This is a genomic window from Candidatus Neomarinimicrobiota bacterium (assembly GCA_017656425.1).
GTDB lineage: Bacteria > Fidelibacterota > UBA2242 > UBA2242 > B5-G15 > JACDNV01.
The window spans coordinates 59,582-75,361 of record JACDNV010000001.1; the positions used below are offsets into that span (position 1 = coordinate 59,582).

Genomic DNA, 15,780 nt, shown 5'->3' on the forward strand with positions numbered 1-15,780 from the left:
TAGACAAATGGGTGCTTTATCATGGAAACAATCTGGGAATCAATTTTAAAAACTGAAAAATCAAATGAAGAAGACTCCCTTTCGATCCTCAAAAAAATTCCACTTTTTAACAATCTATCGAACAAAGAATTAAAGGAAGTTGAAAAGATTATGTACTACCGCCATTTCAGAGAAAATGAGCATATCTTTCATCAAGGAGACCCAGGACTTGGAATGTACATAATCGTAAAAGGAATGGTAAAAATTATCGATGAAAAAGCTGAAACAGGCAAAAACATTATAGCAATTTTAAATAAAGGAGATTTTTTTGGTGAACTTTCACTCCTTGCGGAAGAACCAAGAAGTGCATCCGCAATCTCCAGTGAAGAATCGGCAATATTGGGATTTTTCCGCCCTGATTTTCTTGATCTATTAAAAAGAAAGCCTAAACTCGGTAATAAAATATTACTTAATCTTGCTAATATCATAGGGGAACGATTAAAAAAAACCAATCAACTTTTAATTGAGGAAAGAAAAAAATCTGGGAAAATTTGATGAACAATGGAAATCCAACTGAAAAATTTTATCAATTTTTAACAAGAATAATAATCGTAGTTCTTACTTTCGTAGCTATTTATTTAATATTTCCATATACAAAAACTTTCATAGTAATACTTATTATTTCATGGTTATTGAGCTTGTTATTCGGTCCAATTGTTGATTATTTTGAAAGCATCAGTATATCAAGAACAGCTGGTTCAATAATAGTCATCTTGTTTATAATAGCTGCTACAGCTTTCTCACTAAGTTTTTTAATACCGGTTATTATAAAATCAATAGAAGCTATTATTGGAAAGTTGCAGGGAAATACCATTTCTATTTTTAGAATAAAGTTAGAAGAATTTTTCACTCGCTATTTTAACAAACCAGAGATGGCCGATGAAATTATATCCAAGGTGAATAATTACTCTGTCCAGCTTTTATCATCTTCCCTAAGTGCTTTAAAAAATATCGGTTCCCTTATAGCAACGGCCGTAATAATACCATTTGTAACTTTTTTCTTAATGAAAGATTCAAGAAAATTTAAAAAGGCATTAATATCTCAGATACCCAATAAATATTTTGAATTGAGCCTGAACGTAATGCATAAAATTGGGGATCAGGTATCAAGCTATCTTCGTGGGCAGGCTATCGATGCATTGCTCGTTGGTATTCTTTCAACTATAGGTCTATTTATTGTCAATATATTCCTGAATAATCCAGTTCCATACTTTATTTTTGTTGGGATGCTTGCAGGACTTGCTAACCTCATTCCCTATTTAGGACCTGTCGTTGGAGCCATTCCAGCTCTCGTAATTGCGATAATAACAAATCCACCAAATCTATTAATGGTTCTAATATGGATTGTTATAGCATTTATTTTAGTTCAGCTGATAGACAATACCATAATATCACCCCTTGTTGTATCTAAAAGCGTTAATATGCATCCCCTTACTGTTGTGGCGGCGGTCCTTATAGGCAGTAAACTAGCAGGTCCCCTAGGAATGCTTTTTGCCGTTCCTTTCGTCGGCGTTGTTAAAGTAATGATTTCAGAAATTTCCTGGGGTATAAAAAACTACCAATCTATTTAATTAATATTTCTCAATGGCAAATAAAATACCGTTTTGAAAATATAAATGGAGCTCTCCTTCCGGTAATAGATAATATATCCAGAGTGAATATTCATTTTTCACCCTATCCTCAACTACAGATTTAAAAATTGGTTCTCCAGCAATTTTCAATATTTCCGAATTGGTCATCCCTATATCAATCATCTCCATACTGGTCACACTTACAATTTTTGCCCTATATTTATTTAATTGTTCCCTCGAAACAGCATTTCTTTCATTTTCAATTTTAATCTGAAGTAGATCCACAACATCCTGAATCTCAGGTTTTATATCATCACTTATCTTTGAAGCTTTTTTTAAATACTCGATAGCAAGCTCAATATTCTTTTCTGAAATTAATGCTTCTGCATCAGACAGATACCCTTCAGCTACCTTTTTCAGCCAGGCGTTAACTTTTGGCTTAAGGGAAGGATCAGACCGGACAGCCTTTTCAAAATATTCAGTGGCTCTACCCCAGATTCCATATTTAGCAAGTAATTCACCCCTCTTAAGATAATAATAACCAATGTATTTCCTTGTATATTTTGCAGAACCCTTTACTTTAGATTTTAAAACTAATTCAATTCCCTTCGATGCCTCATCAAAATTACCTCTATCAAGCAAATTATCAAGTTCTTTCTCAAACTTTTTTATTGCTACCAGGGAAATAGAATCAACCTGTCGCAAAATTTCAGGGTTCTTTGAAACACAAGCGCTCTGTAAATGCTCCAGCGCCTTTAAATTTTCCCCCCTATAAATCTTACTAACTGCACTATCTATATGAATTGTGGAAATTTTGTCATTACATAGCTCAATCATATATTCAGCTTTTTTTACCTTTGGGTGCTCTGGGTAATTCTTTATAAATTCCAAAAATTTTGCTTTAGCAAGTGAATAATTACTGGATATATATAATTTTCTGCCTTCGTCACCAACAGTTGGTTTACCTCCCTTTAGAAAACTAACTGATAGTAATAGAGAGATTGAGTTCAATTTAATCCTATCGATCGGGGAAATATTATATTTATCATTAACCTCCTTCATTTTATCAAAATTCAGTCTGAATTCAATTCCGATTGAGTTCCTGAAACCTGATTCATATTCCTGAGATGAAAGTCTACGATAACCGAAGGAAATAGATAGTAAATTTCCCGTTGTTGTCAGGTATTTTTTCCCCTCAATATTTCTATAAAACGATGCCATTAAGCTAGCATAATCCAATTTTGTAAATATTATATCAACATAACTTAGCTGATATATAAAACTCTGAGTCAATTTGAAACCATATGCCTCAGATTTAAAAAACATTTCATGGCCAGATACCGGGATTTTATTATGCCAGTGAGAAGGTAGACCAACCCTGCTTGGGCCTACTCCATAAAAAAAACCAACGCCAATTAATATATCGATAAAATTTTGTTTGAAAAGTCTATTTAAAATATTGTATTTAATAGGTTCAAGCTCCGCAAATATTAAAAATCTTGAATTGAAATTATTGAAGCCGGGAAATTCCGTCTCAGTAGAATCAAGTCTTAAGGAACTTCTCACAGAAGGCATAAAAAGGAATCCGGTTTTAAAATCGATTAAATTATACGTAAATGGGATACGGTATTCTATCGGACTTTTAAATATATCTGAGGCTTTAAAAAAAATATCATACTTTTCCCATGGATATATTGTTCCTATAATGGAAAGTGTAATTACTGCTAATTTTAATATTGATTTATTCATTCCATACATAAAATATAAAACTGTTTTAAATTAAAAAAGGATAGAATTGATTGGAAAAAGTATCTCAATCCCTTTGAAAAACCTGAAAATTATTTTAAAATCTATGACAATTACAGGAGGTGATAATGAGGTTAAATTTTTGCTCATTGCTAATTATATCCATATTTGTATCAATTGCATTTTCTAAAGCACCAGAAATCATCAAACTAAACCCACCCGATATGAAGAAAGGAAGTTTAACAATGGAAGCATTCAAATTAAGAAAATCTACAAGAGAATTTGACACAAAGGATTTAAGCCTTCAGGATCTATCAGATCTTCTCTGGGCTGCCAACGGGGTAAATCGCCCTGAAGAGAAAAAACGTACTGCACCATCTGCAATCAATGCGCAGGATATAGACATATATGTAGTCACAAAAGAAGCAGTATATCTCTATAATGCTTTTGAAAATCAATTAGAAAAGATTACTGATGGTGATTACAGGAACATTGTTGCTGGAAGACAGGAAAATATGGCTGTAGCTCCGGTGTTTCTCGTACTTGTATCCGACTTATCAAGATTTAGGTTTGGAGATGAATCAACGAAATTAACCTGGGCAGCGATGGATGCGGGAATTGTATCCCAGAATATATCGATCTTTTGTGCATCCAGAAACCTTGCAACTGTACCAAGAGCGACAATGGACAAAGATAAACTAAGAAAAATATTGAAACTAAAAGATTCACAAAAGCTAATGCTAAATCATCCTGTGTCGTATATGAAATAACATTAAATCTGACCCCTGATCTCTAAAACGAAGAAATTTTATTAAGCTCCTCTCTCATGCCTGAAACTTTATTGGACAAAAAATTTTGCCAGAAGCCTTTAGATCAAAAAGGGAATAAGAGCTTTTCTATTTTCAGGATAATTCTCAAAGTTTTCCTTATACCATTTATGACTGGACAAAGCCCTCGGTAGCAGGTTAATAACCGTCCAGAAAAAGAAGGAAAAGCCTGCCACATTCGAAACAATCAAAAACCAACCAAACCACTCCAGAATTTCACCAAAGTAGTTCGGACACGATACATATCTGAATAAAAAACCTTGCGGGACCTTGTAGCCGTATTCTCTATATCCCCTCAACCCAATAAGTATTTTATCAGATTTGAAATGGATGTAGAAACCAACAATGAAAAGGATGACCCCCGGAATTTTATTCACAAGGACGGGCTCGTTATTGCTTGAGCAAAGCAGGTAAAAATTGAAAAATGAATTTATGATATTAAACAATATCCCTAAACCCACAATTGCTGGAGAAACATTCCTTCTATTTTTTATCATCAGTGGAAATACAAGCGATCTGTAAAAATAGTGCGCTATCCACAAACCTGATACTAATAAGATGTAAAAATTTATATTCTCTTTGAACACTATAATAAATAAAACAGGAATAACCAATGATGGCAACTCCATTAGAAACCAGGCAACTCTGGAAGGTAAGCCTGCACTTCTTCTTCCCCGATAAAACTTCCCATAAGGAGCAGTATATTTGAAAAGCAGCACAAAAAAGACAACTGCCCCCAAAGCAATCCATATCCAGATCAGCTTAGTAACTAAACTATCCATTTAGAAACCCTTTGTCTTTGAACCATTTAAATAAATCCTCAATAGTTTTTCTTATAGGCGTATGTTTATATCTGAGAATTTCTTTTGTTTTACTATTATCTATGCGGTTTTTCCATTTCAACGCTTTCAATGATTCTCGCGTGAAAATCAGTTCTTTCCCATTAAAAACCGAATGCCAGAATTCATTGAAAAAACCGCCAATCTCCGCAAAGGTAATTGGAAAGCAAAATCTGGGCACTTTAATATTGCTAACATCTCCCCACAACTGAGCTAATTCTTTGACAGATAGAAATTCTCCGGAGAAGATGAACTCCTGCCCATTATAATCTCTCTCCACCAGCTTGACAGTATACTCTACAACATCCCTCACGTCAACCCAATCAAATCCCCCTTTTACCAGGGCCGGAAAGTGGCCTTTATAAAGAGAAATTAGAAACCGACCAATGAAGGATGGCCTCCAATCTGCTGGACCAATTATAGCTGTTGGATAAACAATATTCACATCAAAATCATGTCCTCTCTGAAAGTTTCTAACTATTTTTGTAGCTTCAGCCTTACTTTTGTCATAATCGGGGTAATTACCTCCCTCTATCAAACCTGTAGACTCTGTTATCACATCATAATTCTTATAATCAAAAGCGTGGATGGAGGAAAAATAGATTAATTTTTCTACGTGGGTTTTTCTTATTGCTTCGAGAAGGTTCTTGGTCCCCTCTACATTTACTTTTTTTACATATTCGCCTTTGCTTTTCGTGACAGTTATAGTAGCCGCAGTATGAATTACTATATCAACGCCCTTTAGTGCATCAACCAGACTTTTCTTATTAAGAACATCTATTCTTGCTATCTCACAACCAATCCCATCGAGTCCAAGCATGGATTTATGCACTAAGGCTCTTACTTTAAAGCCAGATTCCAGAAGCTTAGCCACCAGATTTACTCCAACATGTCCAGATGCCCCTGTAACGGCAACAACTACTCCCACCTCGCAAATTTACCGAAAAACTTCAATTCTTCATACTAATTGATTTAAACAGCTGAAAGCACAGATTTAATCAAAAGTGTTTATAACTTATTGATTGTCAGGTAATGGAAATTCCAATTCTTACTATAAAAATTTTTCAACGTAATTCTTGAAATGAAAAACAAAAAAGACGGGGTATGGGCTTTGATCGATTTTACAACAGTCATTGAAGTGTTATTTTTATAATCACTTTTATTCATAAATAAAAGTATGTTTTTCATTCCCAATTGGAATTGTTATCGATAACTTGGATAAATAATTATAGTCTACTTTCACCAAAATACAACCATTTATGTAAGAATACTCCAGTAGAGTATTTGATGTAAATAAAAACTGATCAAGATATTCATATCGTGCTTCCTCCTCAAGTTCTTTGACATTACTCCACATTCTTTTGTATTTCCACGGATTATAATCAAATTTTTCGATACTAAAAGTACCGGTAAATCCTTCCTCCAAAAGATCTTTTCTACGTGAGAATTGGCCTTTAAATTTCGATCCTAATCCAGTATTAATTTTAATATCCTCTTCTAATATTGTATTTACAAAATTTGGGTTACCGAATTCTAAGTAAAATTTATAAAGAATATTTAAAATTTTATCACATTTAATATTTTCAATACATTCATCAGTCGAAAGAATCTCAAATATTTTTTTAGATTTTAATGAATCATATCCTATGACTTTAATATTTTCTGGAAAAATATTTACCATATCGTATCCTGTGTTTACAAAAACTACGTGTAAAATCATTTTAGAATCTATAATCTTCTTATATATAGTAAATATGACGGCACTATTTTCCATTTCTGAATATATACTTCCTTTCCCATACCTAAAAACCAAAACTTGTTCTCCGATTGCCTTTGGTTTTAAATTAAATTCTGCTTCTGAATAAGAAATTTTTGAACAATTTGATATACAAAAAATTATAAAAATTAAAAATACTAATGCATGCCACTTCATTTTCAAACCCTTTATATTGTTATATCAATATGTTGTTTAAATGTAAAAAACAATTAATAATTCTTCCAATAAGAAAATTAACACTTATGTCCACTTATAAACATACTAACTTGTTAAATGGGCAGTGATGCTTAACGGCAGGCAAATAGGTGAAGTCATCAAAGTTGGTTTTGGCGAAAGAAGCGAATCGCAAACACGCTGTTATGTAAAGTCTCGTAATAAATCTTTTATATGATCTGCTATCTTCTCTTTTTCATTCTTTGACACATGCACAAAATCTGGATGAGTCTGTCCGTTGATTACACCATCCCACTTCATGAAAAAGACCTGAGTAAAGGATCTATCAATTACTGGATCCCTATATTTGATTGCGAATATAATATACTGGGGAGGCACATTTGTTGGTAATTGAAGACTGTCATTATACCATGGGGTAGGCGTTTTAACTGGTATCTCGTTAGCAACAGAGAAATCAAATGTGAACTGAGGTCCGCTTTTCAGATTCTTATTTATGATGTAAATCTTTCCCAATAAATCATATGCAGGACGACCTCCAATGTTCTCCATAGTGATTTGGATGCGATACGGTGGACTTTGCGGCAGTGGTTTAATGCCAGGTTCTGCGATTGTGAAGTATGGTCGGTTAGATCCTATCTGTTCTTTCCACGCAATTCTCGCATGATAGACAGTCAATAACGCAGCTATTGCTGCAATAGCTCCCGAGATTGCTGCAACTATCGCCCAAGTTTTTTCATTACTCAGAATTTTAACAATCTCACTATAATCCATTGGTTTTACACCTACTATATAGAGATTTCAAATAACGTTTTGCGAACATGCGAAATTTGGTTACCTCGAATTTGGGCGGAGTGAAGCGTAGCCATATGTCCGCTGTTATCGGAAGTGGTGTTCATCTGCCATCTGTGGTTTCAGCTACTTTATACTCTTTCAGGCTTTCCTCGTAGGATATTTCTATCTTTTCTATATTTGTTGACTGGGGCTCTACATAAATTGGTATTTCCTTTTCCTCAAACTTTTCTTTCCTTGAATTAATCATCAATCTCATGTGGCCAAAAGGCAATATATTTACAGAGACTTTTATGTTTTCTATCATGATTTCACCTCCTTTTTATATCTCTTCAATCCATTTACCCCCTAATGCTCTTCCTTTTATTCCTATAACTGGAGACTGTCTCTCTATTTCCTGCTGAACAATGCCTGGTATCATCTGTGATACCTGATTTAATAGTTGATTTAAAATTTGCTGTACTTGTTGAGGTATTTCCTGAATATTTACACCTGCCGGTAGCTGCAAACCCAAGTTTATGTTCATTTGTGGATTTGGTGGTATATTTCTCTCTTTATTTAATTCAATATTTGTTTTGAAGATATGGAGCTTTTTGGCACTTTCGATAATCGCTATAGGCATATTTTCTATTTGACACTGATACTTATCCTTGAGGATGAGCTCCGGATGTATTGGTTCTCTGAGTTTTAAGAAGTCCTCATATTTTAAATATAATTCCCACATTAGATTTTCAAGTTTTTCCTCCGGATATTCCACAGGAAGGCCAATATCTTTTGCCTCACGCCTCCCTATTGCGTGCCCATGAGAGTAGATCTTCTCCGTTAATGTTTCTATAATCGTGGATATTTTCTCCTCATCAAGTTTCTCTTGTCGTGAAGTTAGAAGTTTTCGAGCAACAAGTCTAATATGATGATGTTGTCTATTTACACTTCCCAATGTCAGAGGGCCTATTTGGTTGATCAGTGAATTTAATATATTTGCCACGGCGTCTTGGTCATTAATGTTTGCTCGTTCTTTTATAAATGATAAAAATGAACTGACATCTTCAACAGCAATTTCCTGGGGTGGCACTGCAGTTTCACCTATCGTAGCCTTAACTAATGTTGGATCAATCGGACCTAATTCTGCTTTCTTCCCCATTACTATATTATCTGCACCCATAGATAACAAAGTAGCAGCACTTTGCGCCCTGTAGGGTATCAACACGTTAAATTCATCACAGAACTCTCTTATCATACTTACAATTCTCCAAGGTACACTGACATCTCCACCCCTACTATATAGAAAAATATCTATTCGTTTATCATTTTCATTAAATTCTAAATTTAATAAATGATCATACAATGGCCTCACGGCGTCTTCTGCAATACGTGACCCAAAAGGATGTCTGTCCCCTGTGAAATACACTATTACTTTACTTTTTCGTTTTTCTTCTATTTTCTCTATCAATTCCTTACCGATGTGATTATTTCCTGACATCACCATACTTCCGTAAAGTTAAATCAGTTTTAAACCTTTCTATTGCCATTTTCGATAAATCGAGTATATACGAACTTTTTACCTATACTATCATTCTTGGTAATATAACCGAACTACCTACATATACTACATTACCTATACATCTCATTTGTAAATATTAATTAAAAATTTAAAGAAGTCAAGTTCTTTTTTAGTGGGATACGGAAAAGTTCATGCACATGGTGGTACAGTAGAATTGATTAAATTAAGGGTAATGAGTGATGAAAGCATAGCTCGTGGACAGGCTATGCTCTGTGAGATTTTTGGAAAAGAAATCAAAGATAAGGATATAAAAAAATGACCTATCCCGATTAGGGCTCCTATGGATAGTATCATAACAAATAACAAGTTAAAAGACAATCCAAAGGATCTCTGTGGGAGAAAATAATGTTTAAAAAAACCTTTCCCGAAAGGGACTCTACGAGCCGCCATATTAACGGTTCTTAGCCGATGTCTATATTCAAAGGGGAAATTATAGTAATAGAAAAGATTCTCTTCATGTAGAGCAAATATCTTATCTCAAAAGAAATCCTTCGAACTTAACAAAAACAATTTAGAAATTATGGGTATGCATTATGGGTATACCTAATGGATATACGCAACTAAATCGACGGGGAAAGATCTCATATTTTTGCGTGTTTTTGCAAGGTAAAATAAGCGATTTTATAGACTTAACTTTTACAAAGTTCTTTGATTTATCGACGAAAAATTTTTTGTGGGCCCCGCAGGATTCGAACCTGCAACCGACGGATTATGAGTCCGGCGCTCTACCGTTGAGCTAGAGGCCCTCTATAAAAATCGCGTAAAATTAATCTGAATTATCTATAATTTCAATAAAAATATAATGCTCATTTATAAGCTATTAAACCTCTTGCACCGAGTTTTATTACATTGCTGTATTTACCTTTTATAGCATTTCTGGTATCTATAACAATTGAACTATACTTTTGTATCATCTGGTAATCAATATTAGAATGGTCAGTTATTATTACCACAGCATCATATGATTTTAGTTTATCCTCATCTATATCAACTGATCTTAAATCCTTTCCATCTAAAATAAATTTCCCTACATATGGATCATGATATTCTAAGGAAGCACCTCTTGCTTCAAGAAGTTTCATAACATCAAGCGCAGGAGACTCCCTTGTATCATCAACATCTCTCTTATAAGACACGCCAATTATCAGTATTTTCGAACCATTTATTGGCTTACCCTTTAAATTCAAACCATCGGCAACTAATGTCACAACATATTCTGGCATTGATGAATTTATCTCACCAGCCAGTTCTATAAATTTTGGATTATAATTTAACAGCTTCATTTTCCAACTTAAGTAAAAAGGATCAATTGGAATACAATGACCACCCAGTCCAGGACCTGGATAAAATTTCATAAAACCGAATGGCTTTGTCCCCGCCGCCTCAATTATCTCCCATACGTCAACACCCAACCTATCACACATCAGTGCCATTTCATTAACGAGTCCAATATTTATAGAGCGGAATGTGTTTTCAAGCAATTTCACCATTTCAGCTGATTCTGTACATGAAACAGGTACCACTTTTTCAATAATTTGCTCATAAAGCAATTTTGCCATTTCTGTACAACTTTTTGTAATACCACCTAAAACTTTTGGGGTATTTTTAGTCTTGTAAATCGGGTTGCCTGGATCAACCCTTTCAGGTGAAAAAGCAAGGTAAAAATCTTTACCAACTTTCAATCCACTTTTTTCAAGCATTGGTAAGACAAGCTCCCGTGTCGTACCAGGATAAGTTGTACTTTCCAGAACGATTATCAAATCTCTGTGGATATACTTAGCAATTTCTTCAGTAGCAGCTATTATATATGAGACATCAGGATCCTTAGTCTTTCTCAGTGGAGTAGGCACACAAATTGAAATTGCATCAATATCCTCTATCACACTATAATCAGTGGTAGCCCTAAAAAGCTTTTTTTCAATTGCCAATTTTAAATCACTGTCATTGACATCAATTATATAATTCTCACCTTTATTAAGTTTATCCACTTTCTCTCTTGATACATCAATACCAATAACACTAAATCCCTCCTTCGCAAATTCAATTGCAAGGGGAAGTCCCACATATCCAAGACCTACTACTCCGAATTTTGCTTTTTTGCTTTTAATTTTTTTCTCTAATTCCATTTCTACAGCTCCATCTTATAATGCTTTCTATAAAACTCGAGAAATTCACCACTTTTTAAAGGTCTCCACCAATCTTCATTATCCACGTACCATTGGATTGTATATTTTAGTGCCTCCTCAAAACTATGTTTGCTCTGCCAGCCCAACGAACGAAGCTTCGAATCATTAAGTGAGTACCTCCTATCATGACCCAACCTGTCCTCTACGTACTTAATAAGGCTCTCTGATTTATTTAAATATTTCAAAATTAATTTTGTGATTTCTATGTTCTGCTTTTCATTCCTTCCCGCAATATTATATACATCACCTACACTCCCGTTATGCAAAATAAATTCTATCGCATCACAATGATCTTTAACATATAGCCAGTCCCTGACATTTTTACCATCACCATATAAAGGTAATGGTTTATCCTCCAACGCATTGGTTACAAATAGAGGAATCAACTTTTCGGGATATTGATAAGGACCAAAGTTATTTGAAGCTCTTGTAATAATTACTGGCAAGTCATAAGTAACATAATATGAATATGCAAGCCTATCTCCACCAGCCTTACTTGCTGCGTAGGGGTTACTAGGTTTTAACGGAGACTCTTCAGTAAATGATCCTTCTTCTATGGAACCGTATACTTCATCAGTGCTTATCTGAATAAATCTTTCAATACCATACTTTTTGGTATTTTCAAGAAGAACATATACCCCATACATGTCGGTCTTGATAAAGCTCCCTGGATCACCTATACTTCTATCCACATGGCTTTCAGCAGCAAAATTAATCAGAAAATTGGGTCTGTATTTTTTAAAAATTTCCTCAACAATTTCAAAATCGCATATATCGCCACGAATAAAGATGTAATCCTTTCTCTCCTCAAGATCTCTAAGATTTGCCGGATTACCTGCATAAGTCAACTTGTCAAGATTCACCACTTTAATATCATCATATTTTTCAAATATATAATGAATATAATTACTTCCTATAAAACCACATCCACCTGTAACAAAGTAAGTTCTATCATTCATTTATTGACTCCTGTATTTTTCAATATTCCTCCCTACACAATCGTATAGAAAACCTTCCTTTAAAACTGTTGCTGGATCGTAAATATTCCTAGCATCTATCATTATTGATTTTTTCATAACTGATTTAATGAATTTCAAGTTCATATTTCTGAATTCATTCCATTCAGTTAAAATAATCATTGCATCAGCATCTTTTAAAGCATCATAACTTGAAGAAACATAAGTCACTTGAGGAAATAACTTTCTCATCTCATCCATAGCCTTTGGATCATAAGCCTTTACCCTTCCACCCCTTGAAATTATTTCCCTGATTATATCAATTGCTGGAGATTCTCTTATATCATCAGTATTTGGTTTGAAAGATAGCCCAAGAATACCAATAGTTTTCCCTCTAAGCTTGGGAACAAATTTGAGTAATTTTTCAAATATTCTTCGCCTCTGCAACCTGTTTACTTCAATAACAGCCTCTACGATTCTTGCCCTTGTCCCGGCTCTTTCGGCTATCTTTGTCAATGCCAGTGTATCCTTTGGGAAGCACGACCCACCAAAACCTGGACCAGCATGTAAAAATTTTTGTGAAATCCTACCATCCAGTCCCATTGCTTTTGCAACAACCTGCACATCAGCTCCTACCTTTTCACAAATATCGGCAATCTCATTTATGAAAGAGATTTTGGTTGCAAGGAATGCATTTGAGGCATACTTAATCATTTCTGCGGTTTTTATATCAGTTGCAACAATCGGTGTTTCAATAAGATACAAAGGACGATAAATGTCTCTCATTATCTCAAGTGCTTTTTCTGACTCAGTCCCAATTATTACTCTGTCAGGACGCATGAAATCTCCAACTGCAGAACCTTCTCTTAAAAATTCAGGATTCGATACAATCTCATATAATTCTCGTTTTACACCCTTTTCTAAAAGCATATTAATAATTTTTTCACCCGTTCCTACAGGAACTGTACTCTTAGTTACTATTACTTTAAAATCCTTAATAACATTTGCAATGGTTTCAACAACGTTAAAAACATAACTTAAATCCACATCTCCATCATCCTTGGAGGGTGTGGGTACGGCTATGAAAATAACCTGACATTTATTGATTGCATCAGCCACATCAGTAGTAAATTTAAGCCTTCCCTTTTCAACATTATTTTTAACAAGCTCTAACAATCCAGGTTCATAAATAGGTAAAATCCCATTTTTTAATTTCTCAATCTTTTCATCATCAATATCTGCACAAATTACTTCATTGCCAAAGTCTGCAAGTCCTGTTCCGGACACAAGGCCAACATATCCAACACCAATCATTGCTATTTTTTGCATTGCAACCTCATATTTTACTCATTATAAATTTCATAATAATCTGCGAAATTTATAAAAAATTCCTATAAGTAGCCTGTTCTTTTTCTCACAACCCATTCCACAACAAGAAGACCAACTATAATTATCATAATCCACAAGGAATTGTAAAATCTCACAATTTTCGATTTACTTACTGTTTTTGTTTCCAATTCTATCCCATTAATCCAACTATTATCTTTATAAAAATAAAATTTTCCTTTATTCCTTTTTGCTATTTCTTTTAACACATTTATATTCAAGCCTGTCTTTAGCTTTTCAATTTGAATATTCATTACTTCTACTAATACAGTATCTCTTCCGAGTAACACATCATTTCTGTAACCTTCACCAATTAATTTATATTCGCCGGGATTTAATAAGCTCAAAGTTCCTCTGTACATATTATTATTTAATTTAAGTTCCTGAATAAAATCAACTTCTCCCTTTTGATCAATCACTTCTACTTTAAATCTCCCATCATTTACTGGACTCCCGTCAAGCCCATAAATAACTCCAGCCACATTTAATTTTTCGCCAGTATAGCATATGTTTTTGTCTAAGTTCAAATACACCTGCCTATTTCGATTGAAATCCATCATAAACTTCACTGTCGTTATTAACAGGTCTTCAAAAAATCCCTCAGTTTCAGTTTCCAGTGTCATAAAGTACCATCTCCAGAAATCTTCACCTATCATTAGCAATAGTCTATTATTTCTACTTATTGCAATAATAGGCATCTTTTTTATGCCCTGGGTTTCAAAAAAATATATAAAATCATCAGGTAGTGATACATAACTAAACAAGTAACCAATCGGAGGAAGTCTTTTTATCGCTTTAGGAACGTTGTAATTAACTGACAAATTCCTCACAATCTGATGATCGGCACTACTTAATGAGGGATATACAAAATTCATTTTACCAGTCTTTAGTTTTATATTTTTTATAAACTCTCTATTTAATGTCTCAGGATCTATATTAGAATTTATTAGCAATACAATCGGGACATTTCTCATACTTTTTTTAATAAAATTGATCACAAAAATTGAGGAATTTCGACCTGGATATCCATTTAAAATGATTAGATCAGGCTTCTGCTTAAAAAATTCTTTTGCATAATCTGGTATCAATTTGCCATTATCAACAATGTTCAGAACTTCCGTATCATCTATTTTTTTTAGAATTAGTTTAATAAAACGACTGTCGAAATCAGCATACGAATTAATTAAAAATATTCTTCTATTATTCCTTTTTACATTTACTACAATTTTTTTCACATTATTACCAGGATTTCTATCATTTTCAACTTTCAGAGCTATGTGATATTTAATAATTCCAGTTCTGCTGGGAAATAATCTATAGTTTATTTCTCCCAAGAGTTTACCTGTTTTATTTCTCAATATTAACGAATCAACTAAATTTTTACCATCTTCGGATATTATAAGATATTTTCTTCCGGTAGCGCCGTCATCACTATAAATTATTCTCATAAAAAGCGTATCACCAAGTTTTATTGCACCTGGCGCAATAATCCTATCTATATATGGATCAGCCAATTTAATCGTATCGCCTATACCTATTGTAAAAAGGGGAAATTTCAAATTAGCGTTAAAAAATTCAGGCGCTTCACCGGCGTTATAATTACCGTCACTTATTAATACTGCAGCTGATATATTCTTATCATTAGCACTTTTATCAAGATATTTTAACACCGAGGACAGATTGGTTACATTACCATCAAAATTTAGCTCTTTAAGATTTCTATCATATACTTCGACTGTGTCAGCAAAAGTAAAATATCTAGCTCGAGCCTTTTTGTTAGATAAAAGTTCCCTAATAGACTCTAATGTTCGTATAAAATCATCTTTATTAAAACTTTTATGTTCCCTTATACTCATTGATTTATCAATAAAAATACAGACTTCCGGTACCTGGTTCTTTTTATATTTAAAAAAAATGTCCGGTTTTAAA

Annotated in this window: 15 protein-coding genes and 1 tRNA gene; 4 read left to right on the top strand and 12 right to left on the bottom strand. The window is 33.7% G+C overall.

The window, feature by feature from the left end; genetic code table 11:
- The first annotated feature begins 21 nt into the window (after positions 1 to 21).
- Positions 22 to 534: a cyclic nucleotide-binding domain-containing protein gene (locus H0Z29_00230; GenBank protein ID MBO8129927.1), complete on the top strand. Its 513-nt coding sequence runs from the start codon at positions 22 to 24 to the stop codon at positions 532 to 534.
- On the top strand, positions 534 to 1,610 hold the full coding sequence (locus H0Z29_00235) for an AI-2E family transporter (protein ID MBO8129928.1): 1,077 nt from the start codon (positions 534 to 536) through the stop codon (positions 1,608 to 1,610). Before H0Z29_00230 ends, H0Z29_00235 begins: the two co-directional genes overlap by 1 nt.
- Here H0Z29_00235 and H0Z29_00240 read toward each other — a convergent pair whose 3' ends face one another.
- Positions 1,611 to 3,359 (bottom strand): hypothetical protein, encoded by a 1,749-nt coding sequence (locus tag H0Z29_00240; protein MBO8129929.1) that lies wholly within the window; start codon positions 3,357 to 3,359, stop codon positions 1,611 to 1,613.
- A gap of 125 nt (positions 3,360 to 3,484) precedes the next feature.
- Here H0Z29_00240 and H0Z29_00245 point away from each other — a divergent pair, with 125 nt between their 5' ends.
- On the top strand, positions 3,485 to 4,126 hold the full coding sequence (locus H0Z29_00245) for a SagB/ThcOx family dehydrogenase (GenBank protein ID MBO8129930.1): 642 nt from the start codon (positions 3,485 to 3,487) through the stop codon (positions 4,124 to 4,126).
- A gap of 98 nt (positions 4,127 to 4,224) precedes the next feature.
- Here the strand turns inward: H0Z29_00245 and H0Z29_00250 are convergent, their stop codons facing one another.
- The 6 genes from H0Z29_00250 to H0Z29_00275 all read right to left on the bottom strand — a co-directional run bounded on the left by H0Z29_00250 (position 4,225) and on the right by H0Z29_00275 (position 9,242).
- The gene (locus H0Z29_00250; GenBank protein MBO8129931.1) at positions 4,225 to 4,965 is read right to left on the bottom strand and encodes a DUF1295 domain-containing protein; all 741 of its coding nucleotides are present in this window, start codon (positions 4,963 to 4,965) and stop codon (positions 4,225 to 4,227) included.
- Positions 4,958 to 5,950: an NAD-dependent epimerase/dehydratase family protein gene (locus tag H0Z29_00255; GenBank protein ID MBO8129932.1), complete on the bottom strand. Its 993-nt coding sequence runs from the start codon at positions 5,948 to 5,950 to the stop codon at positions 4,958 to 4,960. The genes H0Z29_00250 and H0Z29_00255 overlap by 8 nt, the downstream gene beginning before the upstream one ends.
- Before the next feature lie 231 nt (positions 5,951 to 6,181).
- Positions 6,182 to 6,955, bottom strand: a complete 774-nt coding sequence (locus tag H0Z29_00260; protein ID MBO8129933.1) for a hypothetical protein — start codon at positions 6,953 to 6,955, stop codon at positions 6,182 to 6,184.
- A 201-nt stretch (positions 6,956 to 7,156) separates the two neighbouring features.
- Positions 7,157 to 7,744, bottom strand: coding sequence for a hypothetical protein (locus tag H0Z29_00265; GenBank protein MBO8129934.1), 588 nt, complete (start codon positions 7,742 to 7,744; stop codon positions 7,157 to 7,159).
- A 121-nt stretch (positions 7,745 to 7,865) separates the two neighbouring features.
- A complete protein-coding gene (locus H0Z29_00270) occupies positions 7,866 to 8,069 on the bottom strand; it encodes a hypothetical protein (protein MBO8129935.1) in 204 nt (67 codons plus the stop codon).
- Between the two features lie 15 nt (positions 8,070 to 8,084).
- Positions 8,085 to 9,242, bottom strand: a complete 1,158-nt coding sequence (locus H0Z29_00275; GenBank protein MBO8129936.1) for an ATP-dependent Clp protease proteolytic subunit — start codon at positions 9,240 to 9,242, stop codon at positions 8,085 to 8,087.
- 193 nt (positions 9,243 to 9,435) lie between these two features.
- Between H0Z29_00275 and H0Z29_00280 the strand changes: the two genes are divergently transcribed.
- Positions 9,436 to 9,582 carry a hypothetical protein gene (locus tag H0Z29_00280; GenBank protein MBO8129937.1) on the top strand — a complete coding sequence of 49 codons (147 nt, stop codon included), beginning with the start codon at positions 9,436 to 9,438 and terminating at the stop codon, positions 9,580 to 9,582.
- Positions 9,583 to 9,997: 415 nt separating this feature from the next.
- Here H0Z29_00280 and H0Z29_00285 read toward each other — a convergent pair.
- The 5 genes from H0Z29_00285 to H0Z29_00305 all read right to left on the bottom strand — a co-directional run bounded on the left by H0Z29_00285 (position 9,998) and on the right by H0Z29_00305 (position 15,707).
- Positions 9,998 to 10,069 (bottom strand) — tRNA-Ile (locus H0Z29_00285).
- 60 nt (positions 10,070 to 10,129) lie between these two features.
- Positions 10,130 to 11,449, bottom strand: a complete 1,320-nt coding sequence (locus H0Z29_00290) for a nucleotide sugar dehydrogenase (protein MBO8129938.1) — start codon at positions 11,447 to 11,449, stop codon at positions 10,130 to 10,132.
- Between the two features lie 2 nt (positions 11,450 to 11,451).
- Positions 11,452 to 12,468: a dTDP-glucose 4,6-dehydratase gene (gene rfbB / locus H0Z29_00295; GenBank protein ID MBO8129939.1), complete on the bottom strand. Its 1,017-nt coding sequence runs from the start codon at positions 12,466 to 12,468 to the stop codon at positions 11,452 to 11,454.
- A complete protein-coding gene (locus H0Z29_00300) occupies positions 12,469 to 13,794 on the bottom strand; it encodes a UDP-glucose/GDP-mannose dehydrogenase family protein (GenBank protein ID MBO8129940.1) in 1,326 nt (441 codons plus the stop codon).
- A 62-nt stretch (positions 13,795 to 13,856) separates the two neighbouring features.
- A complete protein-coding gene (locus tag H0Z29_00305; GenBank protein ID MBO8129941.1) occupies positions 13,857 to 15,707 on the bottom strand; it encodes a hypothetical protein in 1,851 nt (616 codons plus the stop codon).
- Between the last annotated feature and the right edge of the window lie 73 nt (positions 15,708 to 15,780).